This is a genomic window from Enterocloster sp. OA13 (genome assembly GCF_022440595.1).
Classification (GTDB): domain Bacteria; phylum Bacillota; class Clostridia; order Lachnospirales; family Lachnospiraceae; genus Enterocloster; species Enterocloster hominis.
Genome location: NZ_JAKNTF010000001.1, coordinates 4,289,866 through 4,308,697, shown reverse-complemented (window position 1 = coordinate 4,308,697; position 18,832 = coordinate 4,289,866). Strand labels below are relative to the sequence as shown.

Here is an 18,832-nt window from a genome sequence, read left to right as displayed (position 1 = left end):
TTCCGTGACCGTCCCTTTGAATTCATAATACTGCCATAAATATACCAGCCTTCATCTGCCGCCTGCCTAAGCGGTCTGCAGTGTCTTTGCCTTGGAAGCCTTTTTCTGCTTCTTCATCTGCCGGGGCTGTTCCGGGGCCTTTTCATTTTTCAGGTTCTTCTGGGCCGTGGACAGCATCAGCTTGATGCGGTTCAACTGGTTTACCTCGCTGGCGCCTGGATCGTAGTCCACCGCGATGATGTTGGACTGCGGATAGTGGCGGCGCAGTTCCTTGATGACGCCCTTGCCCACGATATGGTTGGGCAGGCAGCCAAATGGCTGGGTGCAGATAATGTTGTTCACGCCGCTGTGGATCAGCTCCAGCATCTCTCCTGTAAGGAACCAGCCCTCGCCTGTCTGATTGCCCAGGGACACAAAGCCCTTGGCCATCTCAGCCAGTTCATTGATGGCTGACGGGGGCGTGAAGTGCCGGCTGGCCGACAGCTCCTTCCTGGCAGTCCTGCGCAGGTACTCCAAAAGGGCAATTCCGGCATTGCACAGGCGCGCCGTGGACTTCTTCGTGCCCAGGTGCTCCGCCTTGAAGTTACTGTTGTAAAAGCTGTAGAGAAGGAAATCCATCAGGTCGGGCATCACTGCCTCGGCCCCCTCGGATTCCAGAAGCTCCACCACGTGGTTGTTGGCAAGGGGGGAGAACTTCACAAGGATCTCGCCCACAATCCCCACCTTTGGTTTCCTGATATCGGTTCTTGGCAGATTGTCAAAATCACGTATGATTCCCTTGATGTTGCGGCTGAATTCCATCATGGCGGCGCTGCGTTTGGACAGGGAGGCAATACAGCGGGCCTTCCACTTCCCATGGAGTGCATTGGCGCTGCCTGGTTCTGCCTCATAGGGCCTGGTGGCGTAGAGCACGCGCATGAAAATGTCGCCGTACACAATGGCCTGCATGGCCTTTGTGATAAGGGGGACCGTAAATGTAAACCCGGGGTTGGTCTCCATGCCGTTGGCATTGACCGATACAACGGGCACCTGCGGCATGCCTGCCTTTTCCAGGGCGCGCCGGATGAAGCCTATGTAGTTGGAAGCACGGCAGCCGCCGCCTGTCTGGGTCATCAGCACCGCTGTGTGGTCCAGGTCATACCTGCCGGAAAGCAGGGCGTCCATGATCTGTCCGATGACAATCAGGGAGGGATAGCACGCATCGTTGTTCACGTACTGGAGTCCCACGTCCACCGCGTTGCGGTTGTGGTTCTGCAATACTTCAATCTTGTATCCGAAGGAGCGGATGGCCGGCTCTAAAAGGTCAAAATGGATGGGCGACATCTGTGGGCAGAGAAGGGTATATGTCTTCTTCATCTCCTTGGTAAAGTACACCCGGTTATAGGCGCTGGAAACCACCTTGTGCTCGTAGTGCTTCTGGTCCCGGACCTTGAGGGCCGCAATCAGGGAGCGGATACGGATGCGGGCAGCGCCCAGGTTATTCACCTCGTCAATCTTAAGCACGGTATAAATCTTGCCGGAACGGGTCAGGATATCGGCCACCTGGTCCGTGGTCACGGCATCCAGGCCGCAGCCAAAGGAGTTTAGCTGGATTAAGTCCAGGTCATCCCGGCTCTTGACAAAGCTGGCCGCCGCATAGAGGCGGGAGTGGTACATCCACTGGTCGGTTACCACCAAAGGCCGTTCCACCCTTCCAAGGTGGGAGATGGAATCCTCTGTGAGCACCGCAAATCCATAGGAGGTAATCAGTTCCGGGATACCGTGGTGGATTTCAGAGTCCACATGGTAGGGCCTGCCGGCCAGCACGATGCCCCGTTTTTTGTTCTCCTTCATCCATGCCAGGGTTTCCTCGCCCTTGGCCTCCATGTCATGGCGGGAAGCCAGAAGCTCCTGCCATGCTGCGTGGGCAGCCATTTTCACCTCATCCGCAGGAATCTGATGGTTCCCGGCAAATTCCTTTATAAGGGCCTGGGTCAGGATCTCCTCATTGGTAAAGGCCATGAAGGGGTTGTCAAACCTTACATGTTCTTCTGACAGTTCCTCCACATTGTTCTTGATGTTCTCCGCGTAGGATGTGACCATGGGGCAGTTGTAATGGTTGCCCGCCTCCGGGCTTTCATTGCGCTCATACGGAATGCAGGGATAGAAAATGTATTTGATTCCCTGCTTGATGAGCCATGATATATGTCCATGGACCAGCTTGGCCGGGTAGCACTCCGATTCACTGGGAATGGATTCAATGCCCAGTTCGTAGAGCTGTCTGGTGGACTGGGGCGAGAGCACCACATGGTAGCGCAGCTTCTTAAAGAAAACCGCCCAGAAGGGGAAGTTCTCAAACATGTTGAGGACCCTGGGAATCCCCACCGTGCCCCGGTCCGCCTGGTCCAGGGGCAGGGGTTCGTAGTCAAACATGCGGTGGTACTTATAGTCAAAGAGATTGGGAATCTCCTTCTTGGCCTTCTCAAGTCCAAGTCCCCGCTCGCAGCGGTTGCCCGAGATAAAGCGGCGTCCGCTCCCAAACTGGTTGATGGTGAGCACACAGTGGTTGTTGCAGCCCTTGCACCGGGTCATGGAGGTGGTATACTTAAGGGCAATGATCTTATCCAGGGACAGCATGGATGTTTCTGCCTCGCCGTTCATGTGATAGCGTTCCCTTGCAATCAGGGCAGCGCCGAAGGCTCCCATGATGCCTGCGATGTCAGGGCGCACTGCCTGGCATCCTGATATTTTCTCAAAGCTCCTGAGCACCGCATCATTGTAAAAGGTGCCGCCCTGGACCACCACATGGGCGCCCAGGTCAGAGGCATTGGTAATCTTGATGACCTTGAACAGGGCATTCTTGATGACGGAATAAGCCAGGCCGGCGGAAATGTCAGCCACCGTGGCCCCTTCCTTCTGGGCCTGTTTTACATTGGAGTTCATGAATACGGTGCAGCGGGTGCCAAGGTCCGTTGGGTTCCTGGCAAACAGGGCCTCTTTGGCAAAATCCTCCACGGAAAAGTTCAGGCTCTTGGCAAATGTCTCGATGAAGGAGCCGCAGCCCGAGGAGCACGCCTCGTTGAGCTGCACGCTGTCCACGGTGCCGTCCTTTATCTTGATGCACTTCATGTCCTGTCCCCCGATGTCCAGGATACAGTCCACATCCGGTTCAAAGAAAGCAGCCGCGTAGTAGTGGGAGATGGTCTCCACTTCCCCCTCATCCAGCATCAGCGCTGCCTTTAAAAGGGCCTCGCCGTAGCCTGTGGAACAGGAATAGGCAATGTGGGCTGTCTTCGGAAGCTGGCTGCGGATTTCCGTTATGGCGCGGATGGCCGTGGCAAGGGGGCTTCCGTTGTTGTTGTCATAGAACCGGTACAGCAGGGTGCCGTCCTCGCCCACCAGGGCCGCCTTGGTGGTGGTGGAACCGGCGTCAATGCCCAGATAGCAGTTGCCCTCATAGGAGGGAAGGTCGCCGGACTTAACGTGGTTGCTGGCATGGCGGCTGGAAAATTCGTCGTAGTCAGCCTGGTCCCTGAACAGCGGTTCCATGCGCTTTACCTCAAAATCCATCTGGATACCCGAGGACAGCTGTTCAATCATGGCCTCCAGGGAAACAGCGGACTGGTTCTCCTGAGGGTTCATGGCAGCGCCCACAGCGGCAAACAGGTGGGAATGGTCCGGAGCAATGATCTGTTCCGGCGTAAGGTGGAGGGTACGGATGAAGCTTTCACGCAGCTGGGGCAGGAAGTGAAGGGGACCGCCCAAAAAGGCAACATTGCCCCGTATGGGCTTACCGCAGGCAAGACCGCTGATGGTCTGGTTCACCACTGCCTGGAAAATGGACGCGGCCAGGTCTTCCCTGGTAGCGCCTTCATTAATCAATGGCTGGATATCCGACTTGGCAAACACGCCGCAGCGCGCCGCGATGGGATAGATGGCCTTGTAATGGGCGGCGTATTCATTGAGGCCGCTGGCATCGGTCTGAAGCAGGGATGCCATCTGGTCGATGAAGGAACCGGTGCCGCCTGCACAGATCCCGTTCATCCTCTGGTCAATCCCGCCGGTAAAATATATGATTTTTGCATCCTCCCCGCCAAGCTCGATGGCCACGTCTGTCTGTGGCGCATAGTCCTGCAGGGCGGATGCCACAGCCACCACCTCCTGGACAAATGGAATGTTCAGATGGGATGACAATGTAAGGCCTCCGGATCCCGTGATGACGGGGATGACCTGGGCGGGGCCGGTTATGGGGCAGGCCTTTTTCAGAAGTTCTGCCAGAGTTTCCTGTATATTGGCATAATGACGCTCATAATCGGAGAATACTATATGGTAGTTCTGGTCAAGCAATGCTACTTTGACGGTTGTGGAACCGATATCGATTCCCAGTGTAAGGGTATTTGTATGTAAGCTCATATACGTGGGTTTTACCCTAACCTCCTTTGTGACTTGCAGCAGCGGCGCATGTGATGTCCATACAAGGGCTGTGCCGGGCTGAGAAGTTGTTTTGCGTTCATCATAATACAGTTTTATGGAAAAAACTGTGATTTATGCAACAATTTGCGGCAGTAAGCCGCGAATGGTCATAGTAAAGTTTAGCATAAATTAGGTAGGAATACAATTGGGGACAGGCGTTAAAAAATCGTGAAGAAATGGGAAAAATTGTGCATGATTCCTGTAAAAACTTATTGTTTGTGAAAAATCAGGGGCTATTTTATTTGACAAACCGCAGGGCAGTCACTATAATGAGAACGTATAATTTCAAAATGGGGGAGAGTTCGCATGATACGGATTTTTAAGACCGAAGACGGTGCTATGCACGAAAAAGAAGAGATGCAGCCTGGCTGCTGGATTGCGTTAACAAACCCTACAGCCTCAGAAATCATTGACATTGCGGATGCATACCAGATTGACCCGGACCACTTAAAGGCGCCATTGGATGAGGAGGAACGTTCCCGAATCGAGGTGGAGGACGAATACACCCTGGTGCTGGTGGATATCCCGTCCATAGAGGAGCGCAGCGGCAAGGACTGGTTTGTCACCATCCCGCTGGCCATCATCATGGCCAACGATGTGCTGATTACTGTCTGCCTGGAGGAGACACCCGTGCTCACGTCCTTCATGGACGGAAGGGTAAGGGACTTCCATACATTCATGAAGACCAGGTTCATCCTGCAGATCCTTTATAAAAATGCAACCCAGTACCTGCAGTACCTGCGCATCATTGACAAGAAGAGCGAGGTCATTGAGCGCAAGCTCCATCAGTCCCAGAAGAATGAGGAACTGATTGAGCTTCTGGAACTGGAGAAGTCCCTGGTGTATTTCACCACGTCCCTGCGTTCCAATGAGGTGGTGCTGGAGAAGCTCCTAAGGACCGAGAAGATTAAGAAGTATCCCGAGGATACGGACCTTCTTGAGGATGTCATCGTGGAGAACAAACAGGCAATCGAGATGGCCAACATTTACAGCGGGATCCTCAGCGGGACCATGGACGCCTTTGCCTCGGTCATCTCCAACAACCTGAACATTGTCATGAAGTTCCTGGCAACCGTAACCATTGTCATGTCAATCCCCACCATGGTGGCCAGCTTCTATGGCATGAATGTGAATTCCAGGGGAATGCCCTTTGCGAACAATCCCTACGGGTTTGTCATAGTCCTGGGATTTGCCCTGGCCCTGTCACTGTTGGTAGCTTATATATTTAATAAGAAGGATTTATTCTGACATAAAAGGAGTATTCATGAATTTTCTAAAGAAGTTTGAGCAGAAAATGAACCGGTTTGCAATCGGCGGGATCATCAACTATGTATGTGCCATGCTGGCCATGGGCACGGTGCTGTACCTTGTGGCGCCGGGCTTCCTGAATTATCTGATTTTAAACCCCATTGCCATCATGCAGGGGCAGGTCTGGAGGATCCTGACCTTTTTTGTATATCCGCCTGCATTTACAGGAGGGAACCCCATGGGCTACATCCTGTTTAACGCCCTGGCCATCTACTGCATCCGTTCCTTTGGCATGATTGTGGAACAGGTATGGGGTAAGTTCCGTTTCAACTGTTACATCATACTGGGCGTGCTGTTGAATGTGGCGGCATCCCTGTTTATGTACCTGGTGGTAGGCTTCCCCATGGTGCTTACGCCTGTTTACCTGGTGTATTCCTTCTTTTTTGTATTTGCACTCATGTTCCCGGATATGCAGGTCCTGCTGATGATGGTCCTTCCCCTGAAGGCCAAGTGGATTGCGTACGCCGAGGCAGCGGTTTACATTTATTACTTTGTCAAGGGTGACATATACACCAGGGTCCAGATTTTTGTGTGCATCCTGCACATGTTCATCTTCTTTGGCTGGATGGTGCTGGCCGGGGAGACGGGTTACAAACAGAAGAAGCGCCAGAAGGATTTCCAGAAAAAGATCAAGCCCATGGTTTCCAACAAGACCGGCCATAAGTGCGCTGTGTGCGGCCGGACGGACAAGGACAGCCCTGGCATGGAATTCCGTTATTGTTCAAAATGTGAAGGCAGCTACGAATACTGCATGGATCATTTGTATACTCATCAACACGTGAAAAAGCCGGATTCCCCCCAATAGCATCATGAGCGCTGTACTGCAAAAGCATTTACACAGACAGGCCCTAAGAACCGGCAGATCATTCACATATCACACTGTACAACGTTTATGGAGGATTTAATAATGAAAAAGACCAAGATTATCTGTACCATGGGTCCCAACACCAATGACAGGAACGTCATGATGGAGCTTGCAAAGAATGGCATGGACGTGGCGCGTTTCAACTTTTCCCACGGCGATTATGAGGAGCACCAGGGACGCCTGGAACTGTTAAAGGAAGTCCGCAAGGAGCTGGATATCCCTGTTGCGGCGCTTCTGGATACAAAAGGCCCTGAAATCCGCACCGGGCAGCTGAAGGACGGTAAGAAAGTAACATTAAAGGAAGGCCAGACCTATACGCTGACCACCCGCGAGCTGATTGGGGATGAGAACATCGGATACATCAATTACAGCGGACTGGGCGAAGACGTGGTTCCCGGCAATAAGATCCTGATTGACGATGGCCTGATTGAGATGGACGTGACGGAGGTCAATGGCACGGACATTGTATGTAAGGTGATTAACGGCGGCGAGCTGGGCGAGAAAAAGGGCGTCAATGTCCCCAATGTGAAGATTAAGCTCCCGGCCCTGACCGACAAGGACAAAGAAGACATCCGTTTCGGCATCAAGCAGGGATTTGATTTCATCGCGGCATCCTTTGTGCGTACCGCGGACTGCATCAGGGAAATCAAGGCAATGCTGGATGAGCAGGGTTCCAGCATGAAGGTAATTGCCAAGATTGAGAATGCGGAAGGCATCGAGAACCTGGACGCCATCATCGAGGAGGCGGACGGCATCATGGTTGCCCGCGGCGACATGGGCGTGGAGATTCCCGCTGAAAAGGTTCCCCATATCCAGAAGAAGATCATCCGCAAGTGTAACGAGGCATGTAAGATTGTCATCACCGCAACCCAGATGCTGGATTCCATGATCCGCAACCCAAGGCCTACCAGGGCAGAGGTGACGGACGTGGCCAATGCGGTTTATGACGGCACCGATGCAGTGATGCTTTCCGGCGAGACCGCCATGGGTAAGTATCCCGTTGAAGCCCTTAAGATGATGGTTTCCATTGCCGAGGAGTCAGAGTCCTATCTGGACTATGCAGGATACCGCCAGAGGAAGGTGTCCAAGCAGAACATGAAAAATGTTTCCAACGCAGTGTGCTTCGCATCCGTTTCCACCTCCCATGACCTGAGCGCAGACGTCATCATCGCTCCAAGCATCACAGGCTTTACCACCCAGATGCTCTCCAAGTGGAGGCCGGCTGCAAGGATCATCGGCATGTCCCCAAGCATGGCGACCGTGCGCCAGATGCAGCTGCAGTGGGGCGTTGTGCCAATATGGTCACGCCGCGCTGAATCCACGGATGAACTGATTGAGAATTCCGTGGAAGAGCTTAAGGAAAGGGGCCTTGTGACAGTGGGCGAGCTGGCAGTCATCACCGCAGGCGTGGTGACCTACGCAAGACGCCACGAGGCAGCCACACAGACCAATATCATGCGTGTGATCAATATCGAGTAAAATAGTACTGGACAAAGGAGTCTGGCAGGGGGTACAATATTCCGCAAGGATTATTGTGCTTCCTGACAGGCTTTTTGCATCTAAGGGAGGGCGCATATACGCTCAAAAAGGGAAAGGAGTAAGAGAAGTGGAGAAGAAACCATTTGTAACACTTGAACAGCTGAAAGAGATTGAGAAAACATACCCCACCCCCTTCTATCTTTACGATGAAAAGGGTATCAGGGAGAATGCGGCGAAGCTGAAGCAGGCATTTGCATGGAATAAGGGATATAAGGAGTATTTTGCAGTTAAGGCAACCCCCAATCCTTTTCTTCTGAACCTGTTAAAGGAGATGGGATGCGGCACGGACTGTTCTTCCATGACAGAGCTTATGATGTCAAAAGCGTGCGGGTTTAAGGGACATGATATCATGTTCTCATCCAATGACACGCCGCCTGAGGAGTTCGCATACGCAGAAAAGCTGGGCGCCATCATCAACCTGGATGATATAACCCATATTGAGTGCCTGGAGCAGACCCTGGGATACATCCCGGAAACCATCAGCTGCCGCTACAATCCGGGCGGCGTGTTCAAGGTAAGCAATGACATCATGGACAACCCGGGGGATTCCAAGTATGGGATGACAACGGAACAGATTTTCCAGGCATTTAAGATACTGAAGGATAAGGGCGCGAAGCATTTCGGCATCCATGCCTTCCTGGCCAGCAACACGGTGACCGTGGAGTATTATCCCATGCTTGCCAAGATCCTTTTTGAACTGGCTGTGAAGCTTCAGGAGGAGACAGGCGCCCATGTGGAATTCATCAATCTGTCCGGCGGCATCGGCATTCCCTACCGCCCGGACCAGGAACCCAACGACATACTGGCCATCGGGGACGGCGTGCGCAAGGTTTATGAGGAAGTCCTGGTACCGGCTGGCATGGATGATGTGGCAATCTGCACCGAGCTTGGCCGCTTCATGATGGGGCCCTACGGCGCCCTGGTGACAAAGGCCATCCATGAAAAGCATACCCACAAGGAGTACGTGGGAGTGGACGCCTGCGCCGTGAACCTGATGCGCCCGGCCATGTACGGGGCATACCATCACATCACGGTAATGGGGAAGGAAGATGAGCCTTGCGGCCACATGTATGACGTGGTCGGCTCCCTGTGCGAGAACAATGATAAGTTTGCCATTGACCGCATGCTGCCTGAGATAAGGAAAGGCGACCTGCTGTTCATCCACGACACGGGCGCCCATGGGTTTGCCATGGGATATAACTACAACGGCAAGCTAAAGTCGGCGGAGCTGCTGTTAAAGCAGGACGGTTCCGTGGAAATGATCCGGAGGGCGGAAACTCCTGAGGACTACTTTGCTACATTTGATTTTTGTGATATACTCAAAGATATTGACTGATGAAAAACCCCGGCATGCAGCAACGCGCAGTCTGCCGGGGTTTTTGCCAAAAGAAACGGCTTTGGCGGTCCCAGCCGTCCCGGTGCCTGTTTGGACATTCATGCCGGGGGAGCTGACGGATATATCAGGAGTTCATGATTAGGAGGATTATTAATGGCTAAGATCGGTTTTATCGGAATGGGGAATATGGGAAGCGCCATCATGAAAGGACTTCTCAAGGTGTATGCGCCTCAGGACATGATTTTCACTGCGGCCCATCAGGAGAAGATGGACCAGGTCACATCTGAGACAAAGGTGGCCCACGCCGGCTCCAACCGGGAATGCGCGGCCCAGGTAAAGTATCTTATCCTTGCGGTGAAGCCGCAGTATTTTGACGTGGTGTTTGAGGAGATAAAGGATGTGCTGACAAAAGAACAGGTAATCATTTCCCTGGCCCCCGGCATTTCCATACAGGATATCGGCGCCAGGCTGGGCGGCGGTGTAAGGGTGGTCAGGGCCATGCCCAATACACCGGCGCTTCTGGGGGAGGGCATGACAGGGGTTACATATGAGGCAGGCATCTATTCAGATGAGGAGAAAGCGGAAATCAGGCTTATCTTCTCATCCTGCGGACGCATGGAGCTGGTGGAGGAGCGGCTGATGGACGCAGTGGGCTGTGTCAGCGGAAGCTCCCCTGCATTCGTGTATATGTTCATCGAGGCCCTGGCTGACAGCGGCGTGAAGTACGGCCTGCCCAGGAAGACAGCTTATGCCATGGCTGCACAGACCGTCCTGGGCAGCGCCAGGATGGTGCTGGAGACAGGAAAACATCCGGGACAGCTTAAGGATGAGGTGTGTTCGCCGGGCGGCACCACCATTGCCGGTGTGTCGGCCCTGGAGGAGCATGGGCTGCGCAACGCTGTCATCAAAGCGGCGGATGCGTGTTATGAGAAGACCCAGCGCATGAAGTAGGCGGGGAGGACCGGGCCGGGAGGAAACACCGTCAGAAAATAAGATGATTTTCAACGAATATTAGCAAGGATTCTCCCATCCTCTAAGGTGGTGAGATGAATTGCCAAAAACAAACTTAACGGCAGTGGTGGGCGGAGAGTAATCGGTATCCCCCACTGCCATGAGGTCAACCACGCATCTACGTAGGATGCAGTCGCACTTCGACAATATACCGAGCGTGGATTGAAACAAGGAATAAAATCATGATAGGATTAGGAAAGGATTAAATGACAATGGAAAACAAAGTTGAGAATGAAGGGATGCCGGTAGTGCGTCTGGACAGACAGCTTAAATATGAGGGGAATATCCTGAAGATATATGAGGACACGGTCCTTGCCAACGGACATGAGGCAAAGTGGGACTTTATCCACCACGATGGGGCGGCTGCCGTCCTGCCGGTGGCGGCTGACGGGAAAATCCTCATGGTGCGCCAGTACCGCAACGCACTGAACCGTTTTACGCTGGAAATCCCGGCCGGTAAGCTGGATGCGCCGGATGAACCCAAGGTGCTTTGCGCATTCAGGGAACTGGAGGAGGAGACCGGATTCAGGGTGGAATCCCCGGATAGCCTGGAATACCTGATGAGCCTTACCACCACCGTGGCGTTCTGTGATGAGGCCATTGATATCTTCGTTGCCCACAACCTGATACCGTCCCACCAGAACCTGGATGAGGATGAGGTCATCAATGTGGAACCATGTGAACTTGCAGACTTGGAAGAGATGGTTTATACAGGGAAAATCACGGACGGTAAGACAATTGCAGCCATTATGGCCTATGCAAGGAAGTACCGCAGCGTGGATAAAAAGGACGACTTGGCATAATGGCCGCCTCCCCGGAATACAGTAGTTTAGAGATATTCATGGGGAGGATGACGGCTGTGGGATTGAGACGGTTAAGGATGGGCCTTGCAACGCTTACATATCAGGACTGGCTGCTGTCCTGCTTCGTGCTGGGCGTGCTGGCGGGGACGGCGGCGGCACTGGCGTTCGGCGGTCCCGTGGTACAGGGCTGCGTCCTTGGGGCGGCAGGGACAGCGGGGACAGTGAGGGCCGGGGGACGGTATGCCGTGAAGGATTTCCTGGCTGTGTGGAAGCAGAGGGCCTTTGAGGCAGGGGCCGGATGGCTGGCCGGGCTGACCGTGTGCAGCCAGATGCTGTTCGGGTTCCTGACATTCTATGCAGGCATGTCCCTGGCCGTGGTGCTTTCGGTGTGGACCATGAGGAAAGGAATCCTGGGGATAGCCGCATTTCTGTGCAGCATACTTCCCCACGGCATTATCTATCTTCTGATATGGTACGTGCTTTCTGTCTGGTCAGGCCAGGCGCAGAAGAAGCTTCATATCCTGCCGGGGCTTTTGCTGATAGCCATGTCCGGGGCAGGGGCGTTCCTGGAGATATGGATATCGCCGCTGCTGGCCGGGCTTTTTTAAATACATTCAGAGTAAATGCAGGAGGGAATACGGATGAAGGAGAGGAAACCAGGACATACATATCTGAAACGGCTGTTTCTGGCGTTCTATATTCCGTTTGCGGTGAACATCCCGCTGGCAGCCTATGGCTGGTATATGGGAATCTGGCCGGATTTAAAGGCGGCTGAAGCTCTGGGGCAGGCTGCCAGAAACCTTATACTGGTCATGGTGTTAGTCATGACCTGGGCTATCTGGATGGTGTTCCAGGTCATGCCCAAGAGGAAGGATACCTATGCCTCCTGGAGGATTACAATCATGGAGGGCGGCCGGAGCCTCTGTTATGCCGCCATCTACGGCTTCTTTGCACAGGTCCCGATCCTTCTAAAGCTTTATCCCGGGTTTGGGAAAGGTCTGGCTGATAAGAGGATTTTATGGGCCAGCGGTATCTATTCCGCCGTCATGCTCTTACTCCTTCTCTGGAACGGGATCCTGCGTATATTCCTTACTTCCAGACGCCTGAGGCTCAGGACCCGTGTAATCATGGTGCTGGCCATGTGGATCCCGGTGGTGAACCTGCTGGTCCTTCTTCATGCCATGAGGCTGGTCCATGAGGAGTATGACTTTGAATGCTATAAGCAGTCGGTCCGCAATGTGCGGGCGGAGTCGGACATGTGCAGGACCAGGTACCCCCTTCTTCTGGTCCACGGCGTTGGATTCAGGGATTTAAGGTATTTTAATTACTGGGGCAGGATTCCAAGGGAGCTTACAAGATACGGGGTATCGGTGTACTATGGGAACCAGGAGGCATTTGCCACAGTGGTTTACAATGCAGGGGACATCCGTAAGAAGATTGAAGGAATCGTGGAGGAAACAGGGTGCGGGAAGGTGAATATCATCGCCCACTCCAAGGGCGGGCTGGATTCCCGCTACGCCATATCCATGCTGGGGGCGGCGCCCATGGTGGCCTCCCTCACAACCATCAATACGCCCCACCGGGGATGCAGGTTCGTGGATTACGCCTGCCGTCTGCCGGAAGGACTGTACCGGTTCATTGCCGGATGCTTTGACCGCGGGTTTGGCCGTTTTGGGGATTCCCATCCTGACTTTTATACTGCTACCCATCAGTTCAGTACGGATTCCAGCCGCCGGTTCAATGAAACCGTGCCGGATGTGCCCGGAGTCTATTATCAGAGTTACACCTCCCTGATGAAGGACTGCCTGAGCGACCCGCTGCTGTGGCTTCCTTACCTGCTGATCCGCGCAGTGGACGGGGCCAACGACGGTCTGGTGACGCCGGAGTCAGCCATGTGGGGGGATTTCAGGGGGATTGTCACCAACAGGAAGCACCGGGGGATTTCCCATGGGGATATGATTGATTTAAAACGGGAGGATTACCGGGGCTTTGATGTGGTGGAATTTTACGTAAAACTGGTGGAAGAGCTGAAAAATAAAGGATTTTAAGGCTTTGGGACATAAAAATTTTTCCGCTGTTTTTACAAGATATTGACAAGCCAAAATGCCCCCTTCCAACATGTTGTATGTTTTATGTTAAGTAGCGTGAAATGGGGGTAAAAGTGGGAAAAATGTGTTTGATTTTATAAGAAAATGTGGATATAATGATAGTCAGCACACGGGTTTTCCGTGATTTTTGGTAGAAACGGGTAGGGGTAATAGAAAGAGATGACGTCCGAGATAAAGAGTTTTGTCAGCTACCTTAGGGATGTGAGGCAAACTTCAAAAAATACAGAGATTTCCTATCAGAGGGACCTGAACCAGCTGGCTGCTTTCCTGGCGGAGAAGGGGATTACAGAGGTTGAAAAGGTGACCAGGACCAGTTTGAACTCCTATATCCTTTATTTGGAAAAGGAGGGCAAGGCCACAACTACGATTTCAAGGGAACTTGCTTCCATCAAGGCATTTTTCAGTTATCTGTTCAGGGAGGGGATGATCCGCAGGGACCCGTCCGAACTTCTGAAGGCGCCTAAGATTGAGAAGAAAGCGCCTGTTATTTTGAGTGTCAATGAGGTTAATTCGCTGCTTGACCAGCCAGGGACATCATCGCCCAAGGAAATCAGGGATAAGGCCATGATGGAGCTTCTGTATGCAACCGGTATCCGGGTGTCCGAGCTGATTGGACTTGAGCTGTCGGACCTGAATATGCAGATTGGCTATATCACCTGCCGGGACGGCCTGAAGGAGCGGATGGTGCCTTTTGGCAAGACCGCCAGCCAGGCCATGTCCGTGTACCTGGAGCGGGGGCGCCGGGAACTGTTAAAGGGCAAGGAATCCCCATGGCTGTTCACCAATTGCAGCGGTAAGGCCATGAGCAGGCAGGGCTTCTGGAAGATAATCAAGTATTATGGGGAGAAGGCCGGTATACAGGCGGACATCACGCCCCATACGCTCCGCCATTCTTTTGCAGCCCATCTGATCCGCGGGGGAGCTGATGTCCATGCGGTCCAGGCCATGCTTGGACATTCGGATTCCACTACCGCCCAGATGTATGCGGCTTATTCGGGGAATACGGTGAGGGAGAATTACAGGGCGGCCCTGCCGAGGAAGTGATGGCGGGGGATGTATGATATTGATGGAAAGTTAGAGGGATTCCTTTAAGGGGAGTCCCTTTTTTGTCTGTTAAATTATTGTGCCTGTTAAATTGTCATGCCTGTTAAATTGTCATGCCTGTTAAATTATCGTGTCTATTAAATTATCATGCCTATTAAATTATTGTAACTATTGAAATAGTCATTGACATATCGTGACTACTGTGATAGTCTAAAAGTGTGATAACTATTGCAATAGTCACTGAAAGGAGTTTATATGAAACTGAAACTATTCGACTCTGAACTGAAAGTAATGGAAATGCTGTGGAACCATGGGGACTGCACGGCCGGACAGCTGGCAAAGCTCCTGAAGGAGGAGACTGGCTGGAACCGCAACACCACGTACACGGTCATTAAGAAGTGCATTGAGAAAGGCGCCATTGAACGCTGCGAACCTAATTTCCTGTGCAGGGCCGTGGTGAGGAGGGAAGAGATACAGGCAGCGGAGACAGAGGAGCTGATTGACCGCATGTTCGACGGCTCCAAATCAAAATTTTTTGCTGCATTCCTGTCAGGGCAGTCCTTGTCAAAGGAGGAGCTGGAGGAACTTAGGCAGATGTTAAAGCAGGCGGGACAGGAGGAAGCATGAGATTATTACAGATGAGCGGTTCGGCCGGAATCCTGATCCTGGCAATTGCATTCCTGCGCCGGGCGGGTAGAAGGCTGTTCTCAGCACGGTTCCTGTACCTTATGTGGTTTGTCGTCCTGGCCAGGCTGCTGCTGCCGTTTGAACTGCCGGTGCAGCTGCCATCCATGGGGATTGAGTCTGCCTGGGCGGATGAGGGCCGGATATTCTTTGTCCAGGAACCGTCCCATGACGGGACAGCCGCCGGTCCGGCCCAGCAGGGGACGGGGGATGCCGTGCTATTAAGGCGGATTGTATTCCTGGCCTGGCTGGATGTCTGCCTTGGGCTTCTGATTTTCTTTACATGGTCTTATATAGGACAGGCCAGGAAGCTGGACGAAGCCTTACCCCTGCCGGACCAGGGATACCTGGGCTGGTGGAAGGGAGCGCATCCTCAACGCCGCAGCGTGAGGTTCATGGTTTATGACAGGATAGCCAGCCCGGTCACCTATGGTATATGGAAGTCCAGGATTATATTCCCAAAGAGCATGGACATGGAGGATGTCCGGTCCCTGGACCATATCCTGCGCCATGAGTATGTACATATCAGAAGGTATGACAATCTGTGGAAAATCGTGGCGCTGACGGCTGCATGCATACACTGGTTTAACCCGCTTGTCTGGGTGATGTGGCACTGTTTTAACCGGGACATGGAACTGGCGTGCGACCAGGAAGCGGTGCTGGGAATGGATAAAAAAGGCCGTGCGGCCTATGCCATGACGCTGCTTCGGTATTCGGAGAAGAATCATAAGGTTTCATTATTATACAACGGTTTTGGGAAAAGTTCAGTTAAAGAAAGGATAATGATACTTATGAAGAATGATAAACGGACCAGATTCGGGATTGTGTGCAGTATATTGGTGCTTGCCATGTCAATGACCGTGTTTGCCTCCACAGGCAATATACCTGCGGATACAGGAGGACTTACAGGGGAGGCTTCCTCCGGGGCCTTGGACGCAGAGGGCAAAAGTCCGGCCAGGATACTGGCTGAGGCACCGCAGTTTAAGGAATACGAAGCGTTGGGAATGATTTACAGTCCGGAACTGGACCGCATATTCTATAACAGCTGGGGAGTGGGATATTTCCTGGATGAATATGCGGACGGCACCTATAACAGGATGGACGATCTGGCAGGCAGCCTGTGTCTTGAAGCGGTGCGGGATGAAAGCGGGAAGCTGGCTGGCTTCCGGGAGACAGGGACAACCGAGTTTCTGAAACAGGCCACGGAGGCGGAGCGCAGCATGGCTTCCCTGAGAGGATACGTTAAGGAGTATGGCCCTTACGGCCTGTCCTATGACACCCGGACAGGATACCTGTCCTTTGACGGGAAGCTGGTGGAGGCAATCCGTGATACATCGGGGTGCGGCATTTATGTAAATGGCGCAATGGCCGGACTGGACAATACCATCGGTCTTCTGGTGGAGCGGGATGGGAATGACGCCATCGTGGATATGAAGGAGGTCCCAGCGGAGGAAATGTCAGGAATCCTAAACCAGCAGATAGGCGTGTACCGGGCGGAGGATGGCTGGAGAGGGGATGGGAACTGAGGCATGTCTTCAGACGCGCTATTCACTGTTATTTGCGCAGTGCCGTACTTGTCTTGCCCTAATCCCTCTTCCTGCTCACGTAATCCAGTATCTGCCGTGCATAGGAATCCGCTGTCTCAGGCCCGGCCAGCAGGTCGGGACTGTACTCCACATAATCTAAGAGGCCCTTATAATCCTCTTTCAGGGCAGGGGACCAAAGCGGGCCGAACTGAGGCAGGAACAGGCCGCATTTCTTCGTATAACAGGTGCGGGCAGTGGCTTTCTTACGGGCATCCTTGTCCACGTATTCGCCCACGCTTTTGTGGATGGCGGTATCTTCCATGGGCAGATAATAGTAATCCTTATAATTCGGATAGAAAAATTTAAGTTCTCCCTGATACAGGGAAATGTTACAGGTCAGGGTGTCCCGGTGCAGCTCCATGCTCACCGGGGCGCTGTCATATTCCAGGGGGACCGGGATGGAATAGGGGTTCTGCCAGGTCAGGTTAAGGAAGGGCCAGGAACCGCAGACCTCCTGGGATGTCAGCGTGAAGGGGGACTCCAGCATGTCCGCGTAATTCAATATGGGAAGGATGGAAGGCATGCCCTTTAAGTCATCCTCATTGTGCAGGATCAGCAGGTCGTATAAAAATGATTCATGGCTCATGAGATAGTCCCTGTAAACCTGGATCAGTTCCCCGCCCGAGCACTTATCTTCCCTGGACACGCCCAGGAACTGTTCAATGGATTTCTGCTTCATGTTTTCAAGGCCCAGCAGTTTGCGGTAGGGCTTTATTTTTTTGTAGATATCCAAGCTGATGATGGAATCGAAATTATAATTAAGCCCCAGACGGCGGCAGCATTTCAGCAGATAAGGGATGTCAAAGCCGTCCCCGTTAAAATGTACCAGGATCCGGAACCGCTTCATGAAGGTAAAGAAGCTTTCCAGGAGCTGGGCCTCCGATTCCCTTGTATCCGCAAACCACTGGATTAATTTCCAGCCAAAGCCGTCATGGTAGGTACAGCCGATGAGGTAGAGCTGGGATGTGTCCCCGGAAAATCCGGTAGTCTCTATATCGAAAAACAAAAGTTCCTTCAGGGCGCCGATGCGCTCCAGGGGATATGTATCGGGAAGGTCAACGGGATGTTTGATGGTAATCATGTAAAGTCACTCCTTCTATTCCTTTTATCGCAGCAGTATGAGTCTGTACATTTGTTAGTTTAGCCTATATCGGGCGTTGGCGCAAGAGTCTGAAACAGAATATTTGTTCGACCTGCTTGCATTGGGATAACCTGTATGTTATGATGAATGGCAGGTAATGATTAAAGAGCGCACGGCCGGGCGCCGCGGAGGAAAAGGAAGCGGCGGACTGTTAATGACACAGTGGTCTCCGGCGGGCAGCGCTTTGCGGAAAGAATGGGAACAGATTATGATTTCGTATGTAAAAGGGCCTCTTATGGGCATTGATGAGGATAGTATCATAGTGGAAGCAGGCAATGTGGGGCTGGCAATCCGGGTTCCCGCATCCTTGCAGCCGGAGCTGCCCCGGCTGGGGGAGGAAGTGACGATTTACACTTACTTCCAGGTAAGGGAGGACGCAATGACATTATACGGCTTCCTTCACAGCCAGGACCGGGACATGTTCAGGCAGTTAATCGGGGTCAATGGAATCGGGCCAAAGGGAGCCCTCGGAATCCTGTCCGTGCTCAGGCCGGATGATTTACGGCTGGCCATTGTGAGCGAGGACGTGAAGGCGTTGGCCAAGGCGCCCGGAATCGGCAACAAGACGGCGCAGCGGCTGATCCTGGATCTGAAGGATAAGATATCCATGGACGATGTATTAGGCAACATGGCCCTCTCCGGGGACAGCGGCGTGGGTCCGGCGGCCGCATCCATGGCGGGCCTTGCCGAGGCTGCCAAGGAAGCGGTCCAGGCACTGGTGGCACTGGGATATACCAACACCGAAGCATCCAGGGCCGTGAAACAGGTGGAAGTGGCGGAGGGCATGACATCCGAGGACGTGCTTAAGGCGTCCCTAAAGCATCTGTCCTTCCTGTAGATGTGGTTTTGGGCGGGAATGGATTTTCAAACACGCCCCTAAGGAATCTGCCAGAGGTATCCCTTGGGGGAAAGTGGGATGCATGGCTGGCGGATGCAATTTTTAAGCACGCCCTGA

The 18,832-nt window shown here is 53.0% G+C and carries 14 protein-coding genes; 12 read left to right on the top strand and 2 right to left on the bottom strand.

All coding sequences use genetic code 11. The features are described 5' to 3' along the window. Positions 1-66 precede the first annotated feature (66 nt). Positions 67-4,392, bottom strand: coding sequence for an acyl-CoA dehydratase activase-related protein (locus MCJ35_RS19035; RefSeq protein ID WP_240299615.1), 4,326 nt, complete (start codon positions 4,390-4,392; stop codon positions 67-69). Positions 4,393-4,758: 366 nt separating this feature from the next. Here MCJ35_RS19035 and MCJ35_RS19030 point away from each other — a divergent pair, with 366 nt between their 5' ends. The 11 genes from MCJ35_RS19030 to MCJ35_RS18980 all read left to right on the top strand — a co-directional run bounded on the left by MCJ35_RS19030 (position 4,759) and on the right by MCJ35_RS18980 (position 16,676). After that, positions 4,759-5,700 (top strand): magnesium transporter CorA family protein, encoded by a 942-nt coding sequence (locus tag MCJ35_RS19030; RefSeq protein WP_008719300.1) that lies wholly within the window; start codon positions 4,759-4,761, stop codon positions 5,698-5,700. Between the two features lie 16 nt (positions 5,701-5,716). Next, complete coding sequence (locus MCJ35_RS19025; RefSeq protein ID WP_025485862.1) at positions 5,717-6,565, top strand: hypothetical protein; 849 nt, start codon at positions 5,717-5,719, stop codon at positions 6,563-6,565. A gap of 102 nt (positions 6,566-6,667) precedes the next feature. Further along, positions 6,668-8,104 (top strand): pyruvate kinase, encoded by a 1,437-nt coding sequence (gene pyk, locus MCJ35_RS19020; protein ID WP_025485864.1) that lies wholly within the window; start codon positions 6,668-6,670, stop codon positions 8,102-8,104. 127 nt (positions 8,105-8,231) lie between these two features. Then, a complete protein-coding gene (locus MCJ35_RS19015) occupies positions 8,232-9,500 on the top strand; it encodes a diaminopimelate decarboxylase (RefSeq protein ID WP_025485866.1) in 1,269 nt (422 codons plus the stop codon). A gap of 153 nt (positions 9,501-9,653) precedes the next feature. After that, positions 9,654-10,451 (top strand): pyrroline-5-carboxylate reductase, encoded by a 798-nt coding sequence (gene proC, locus MCJ35_RS19010; protein ID WP_240299614.1) that lies wholly within the window; start codon positions 9,654-9,656, stop codon positions 10,449-10,451. Between the two features lie 272 nt (positions 10,452-10,723). Further along, positions 10,724-11,314: an NUDIX domain-containing protein gene (locus tag MCJ35_RS19005; protein ID WP_025485867.1), complete on the top strand. Its 591-nt coding sequence runs from the start codon at positions 10,724-10,726 to the stop codon at positions 11,312-11,314. A 47-nt stretch (positions 11,315-11,361) separates the two neighbouring features. Then, positions 11,362-11,922 carry a hypothetical protein gene (locus MCJ35_RS19000; protein WP_240299801.1) on the top strand — a complete coding sequence of 187 codons (561 nt, stop codon included), beginning with the start codon at positions 11,362-11,364 and terminating at the stop codon, positions 11,920-11,922. Positions 11,923-11,955: 33 nt separating this feature from the next. Beyond that, the gene (locus tag MCJ35_RS18995) at positions 11,956-13,362 is read left to right on the top strand and encodes a lipase family alpha/beta hydrolase (protein ID WP_025485869.1); all 1,407 of its coding nucleotides are present in this window, start codon (positions 11,956-11,958) and stop codon (positions 13,360-13,362) included. A 219-nt stretch (positions 13,363-13,581) separates the two neighbouring features. Then, positions 13,582-14,466, top strand: a complete 885-nt coding sequence (locus MCJ35_RS18990; protein WP_025485870.1) for a site-specific tyrosine recombinase — start codon at positions 13,582-13,584, stop codon at positions 14,464-14,466. A gap of 255 nt (positions 14,467-14,721) precedes the next feature. Next, complete coding sequence (locus MCJ35_RS18985) at positions 14,722-15,093, top strand: BlaI/MecI/CopY family transcriptional regulator (protein WP_008719284.1); 372 nt, start codon at positions 14,722-14,724, stop codon at positions 15,091-15,093. Next, entirely contained in the window at positions 15,090-16,676 is a 1,587-nt protein-coding gene (locus MCJ35_RS18980) for a M56 family metallopeptidase (RefSeq protein WP_025485871.1), read from the top strand. The genes MCJ35_RS18985 and MCJ35_RS18980 overlap by 4 nt, the downstream gene beginning before the upstream one ends. 58 nt (positions 16,677-16,734) lie before the next feature. On the opposite strand, the gene MCJ35_RS18975 is transcribed toward MCJ35_RS18980, so the two are convergent. After that, on the bottom strand, positions 16,735-17,817 hold the full coding sequence (locus tag MCJ35_RS18975) for an exonuclease (protein ID WP_008719281.1): 1,083 nt from the start codon (positions 17,815-17,817) through the stop codon (positions 16,735-16,737). Positions 17,818-18,085: 268 nt separating this feature from the next. Between MCJ35_RS18975 and ruvA the strand changes: the two genes are divergently transcribed. After that, positions 18,086-18,715 carry a Holliday junction branch migration protein RuvA gene (gene ruvA / locus MCJ35_RS18970; protein WP_025485872.1) on the top strand — a complete coding sequence of 210 codons (630 nt, stop codon included), beginning with the start codon at positions 18,086-18,088 and terminating at the stop codon, positions 18,713-18,715. Positions 18,716-18,832 lie beyond the last annotated feature (117 nt).

What these genes read in the sequence shown, in the direction of transcription:
- MCJ35_RS19035 (WP_240299615.1), bottom strand. Translation starts at nt 4,392, where the DNA reads ATGAGCTTACATACAAATACCCTTACACTGGGAATCGATATCGGTTCC.
- MCJ35_RS19030 (WP_008719300.1), top strand. Translation starts at nt 4,759, where the DNA reads ATGATACGGATTTTTAAGACCGAAGACGGTGCTATGCACGAAAAAGAA.
- MCJ35_RS19025 (WP_025485862.1), top strand. Translation starts at nt 5,717, where the DNA reads ATGAATTTTCTAAAGAAGTTTGAGCAGAAAATGAACCGGTTTGCAATC.
- pyk (WP_025485864.1), top strand. Translation starts at nt 6,668, where the DNA reads ATGAAAAAGACCAAGATTATCTGTACCATGGGTCCCAACACCAATGAC.
- proC (WP_240299614.1), top strand. Translation starts at nt 9,654, where the DNA reads ATGGCTAAGATCGGTTTTATCGGAATGGGGAATATGGGAAGCGCCATC.
- MCJ35_RS19005 (WP_025485867.1), top strand. Translation starts at nt 10,724, where the DNA reads ATGGAAAACAAAGTTGAGAATGAAGGGATGCCGGTAGTGCGTCTGGAC.
- MCJ35_RS19000 (WP_240299801.1), top strand. Translation starts at nt 11,362, where the DNA reads ATGACGGCTGTGGGATTGAGACGGTTAAGGATGGGCCTTGCAACGCTT.
- MCJ35_RS18995 (WP_025485869.1), top strand. Translation starts at nt 11,956, where the DNA reads ATGAAGGAGAGGAAACCAGGACATACATATCTGAAACGGCTGTTTCTG.
- MCJ35_RS18990 (WP_025485870.1), top strand. Translation starts at nt 13,582, where the DNA reads ATGACGTCCGAGATAAAGAGTTTTGTCAGCTACCTTAGGGATGTGAGG.
- MCJ35_RS18985 (WP_008719284.1), top strand. Translation starts at nt 14,722, where the DNA reads ATGAAACTGAAACTATTCGACTCTGAACTGAAAGTAATGGAAATGCTG.
- MCJ35_RS18980 (WP_025485871.1), top strand. Translation starts at nt 15,090, where the DNA reads ATGAGATTATTACAGATGAGCGGTTCGGCCGGAATCCTGATCCTGGCA.
- MCJ35_RS18975 (WP_008719281.1), bottom strand. Translation starts at nt 17,817, where the DNA reads ATGATTACCATCAAACATCCCGTTGACCTTCCCGATACATATCCCCTG.
- ruvA (WP_025485872.1), top strand. Translation starts at nt 18,086, where the DNA reads ATGATTTCGTATGTAAAAGGGCCTCTTATGGGCATTGATGAGGATAGT.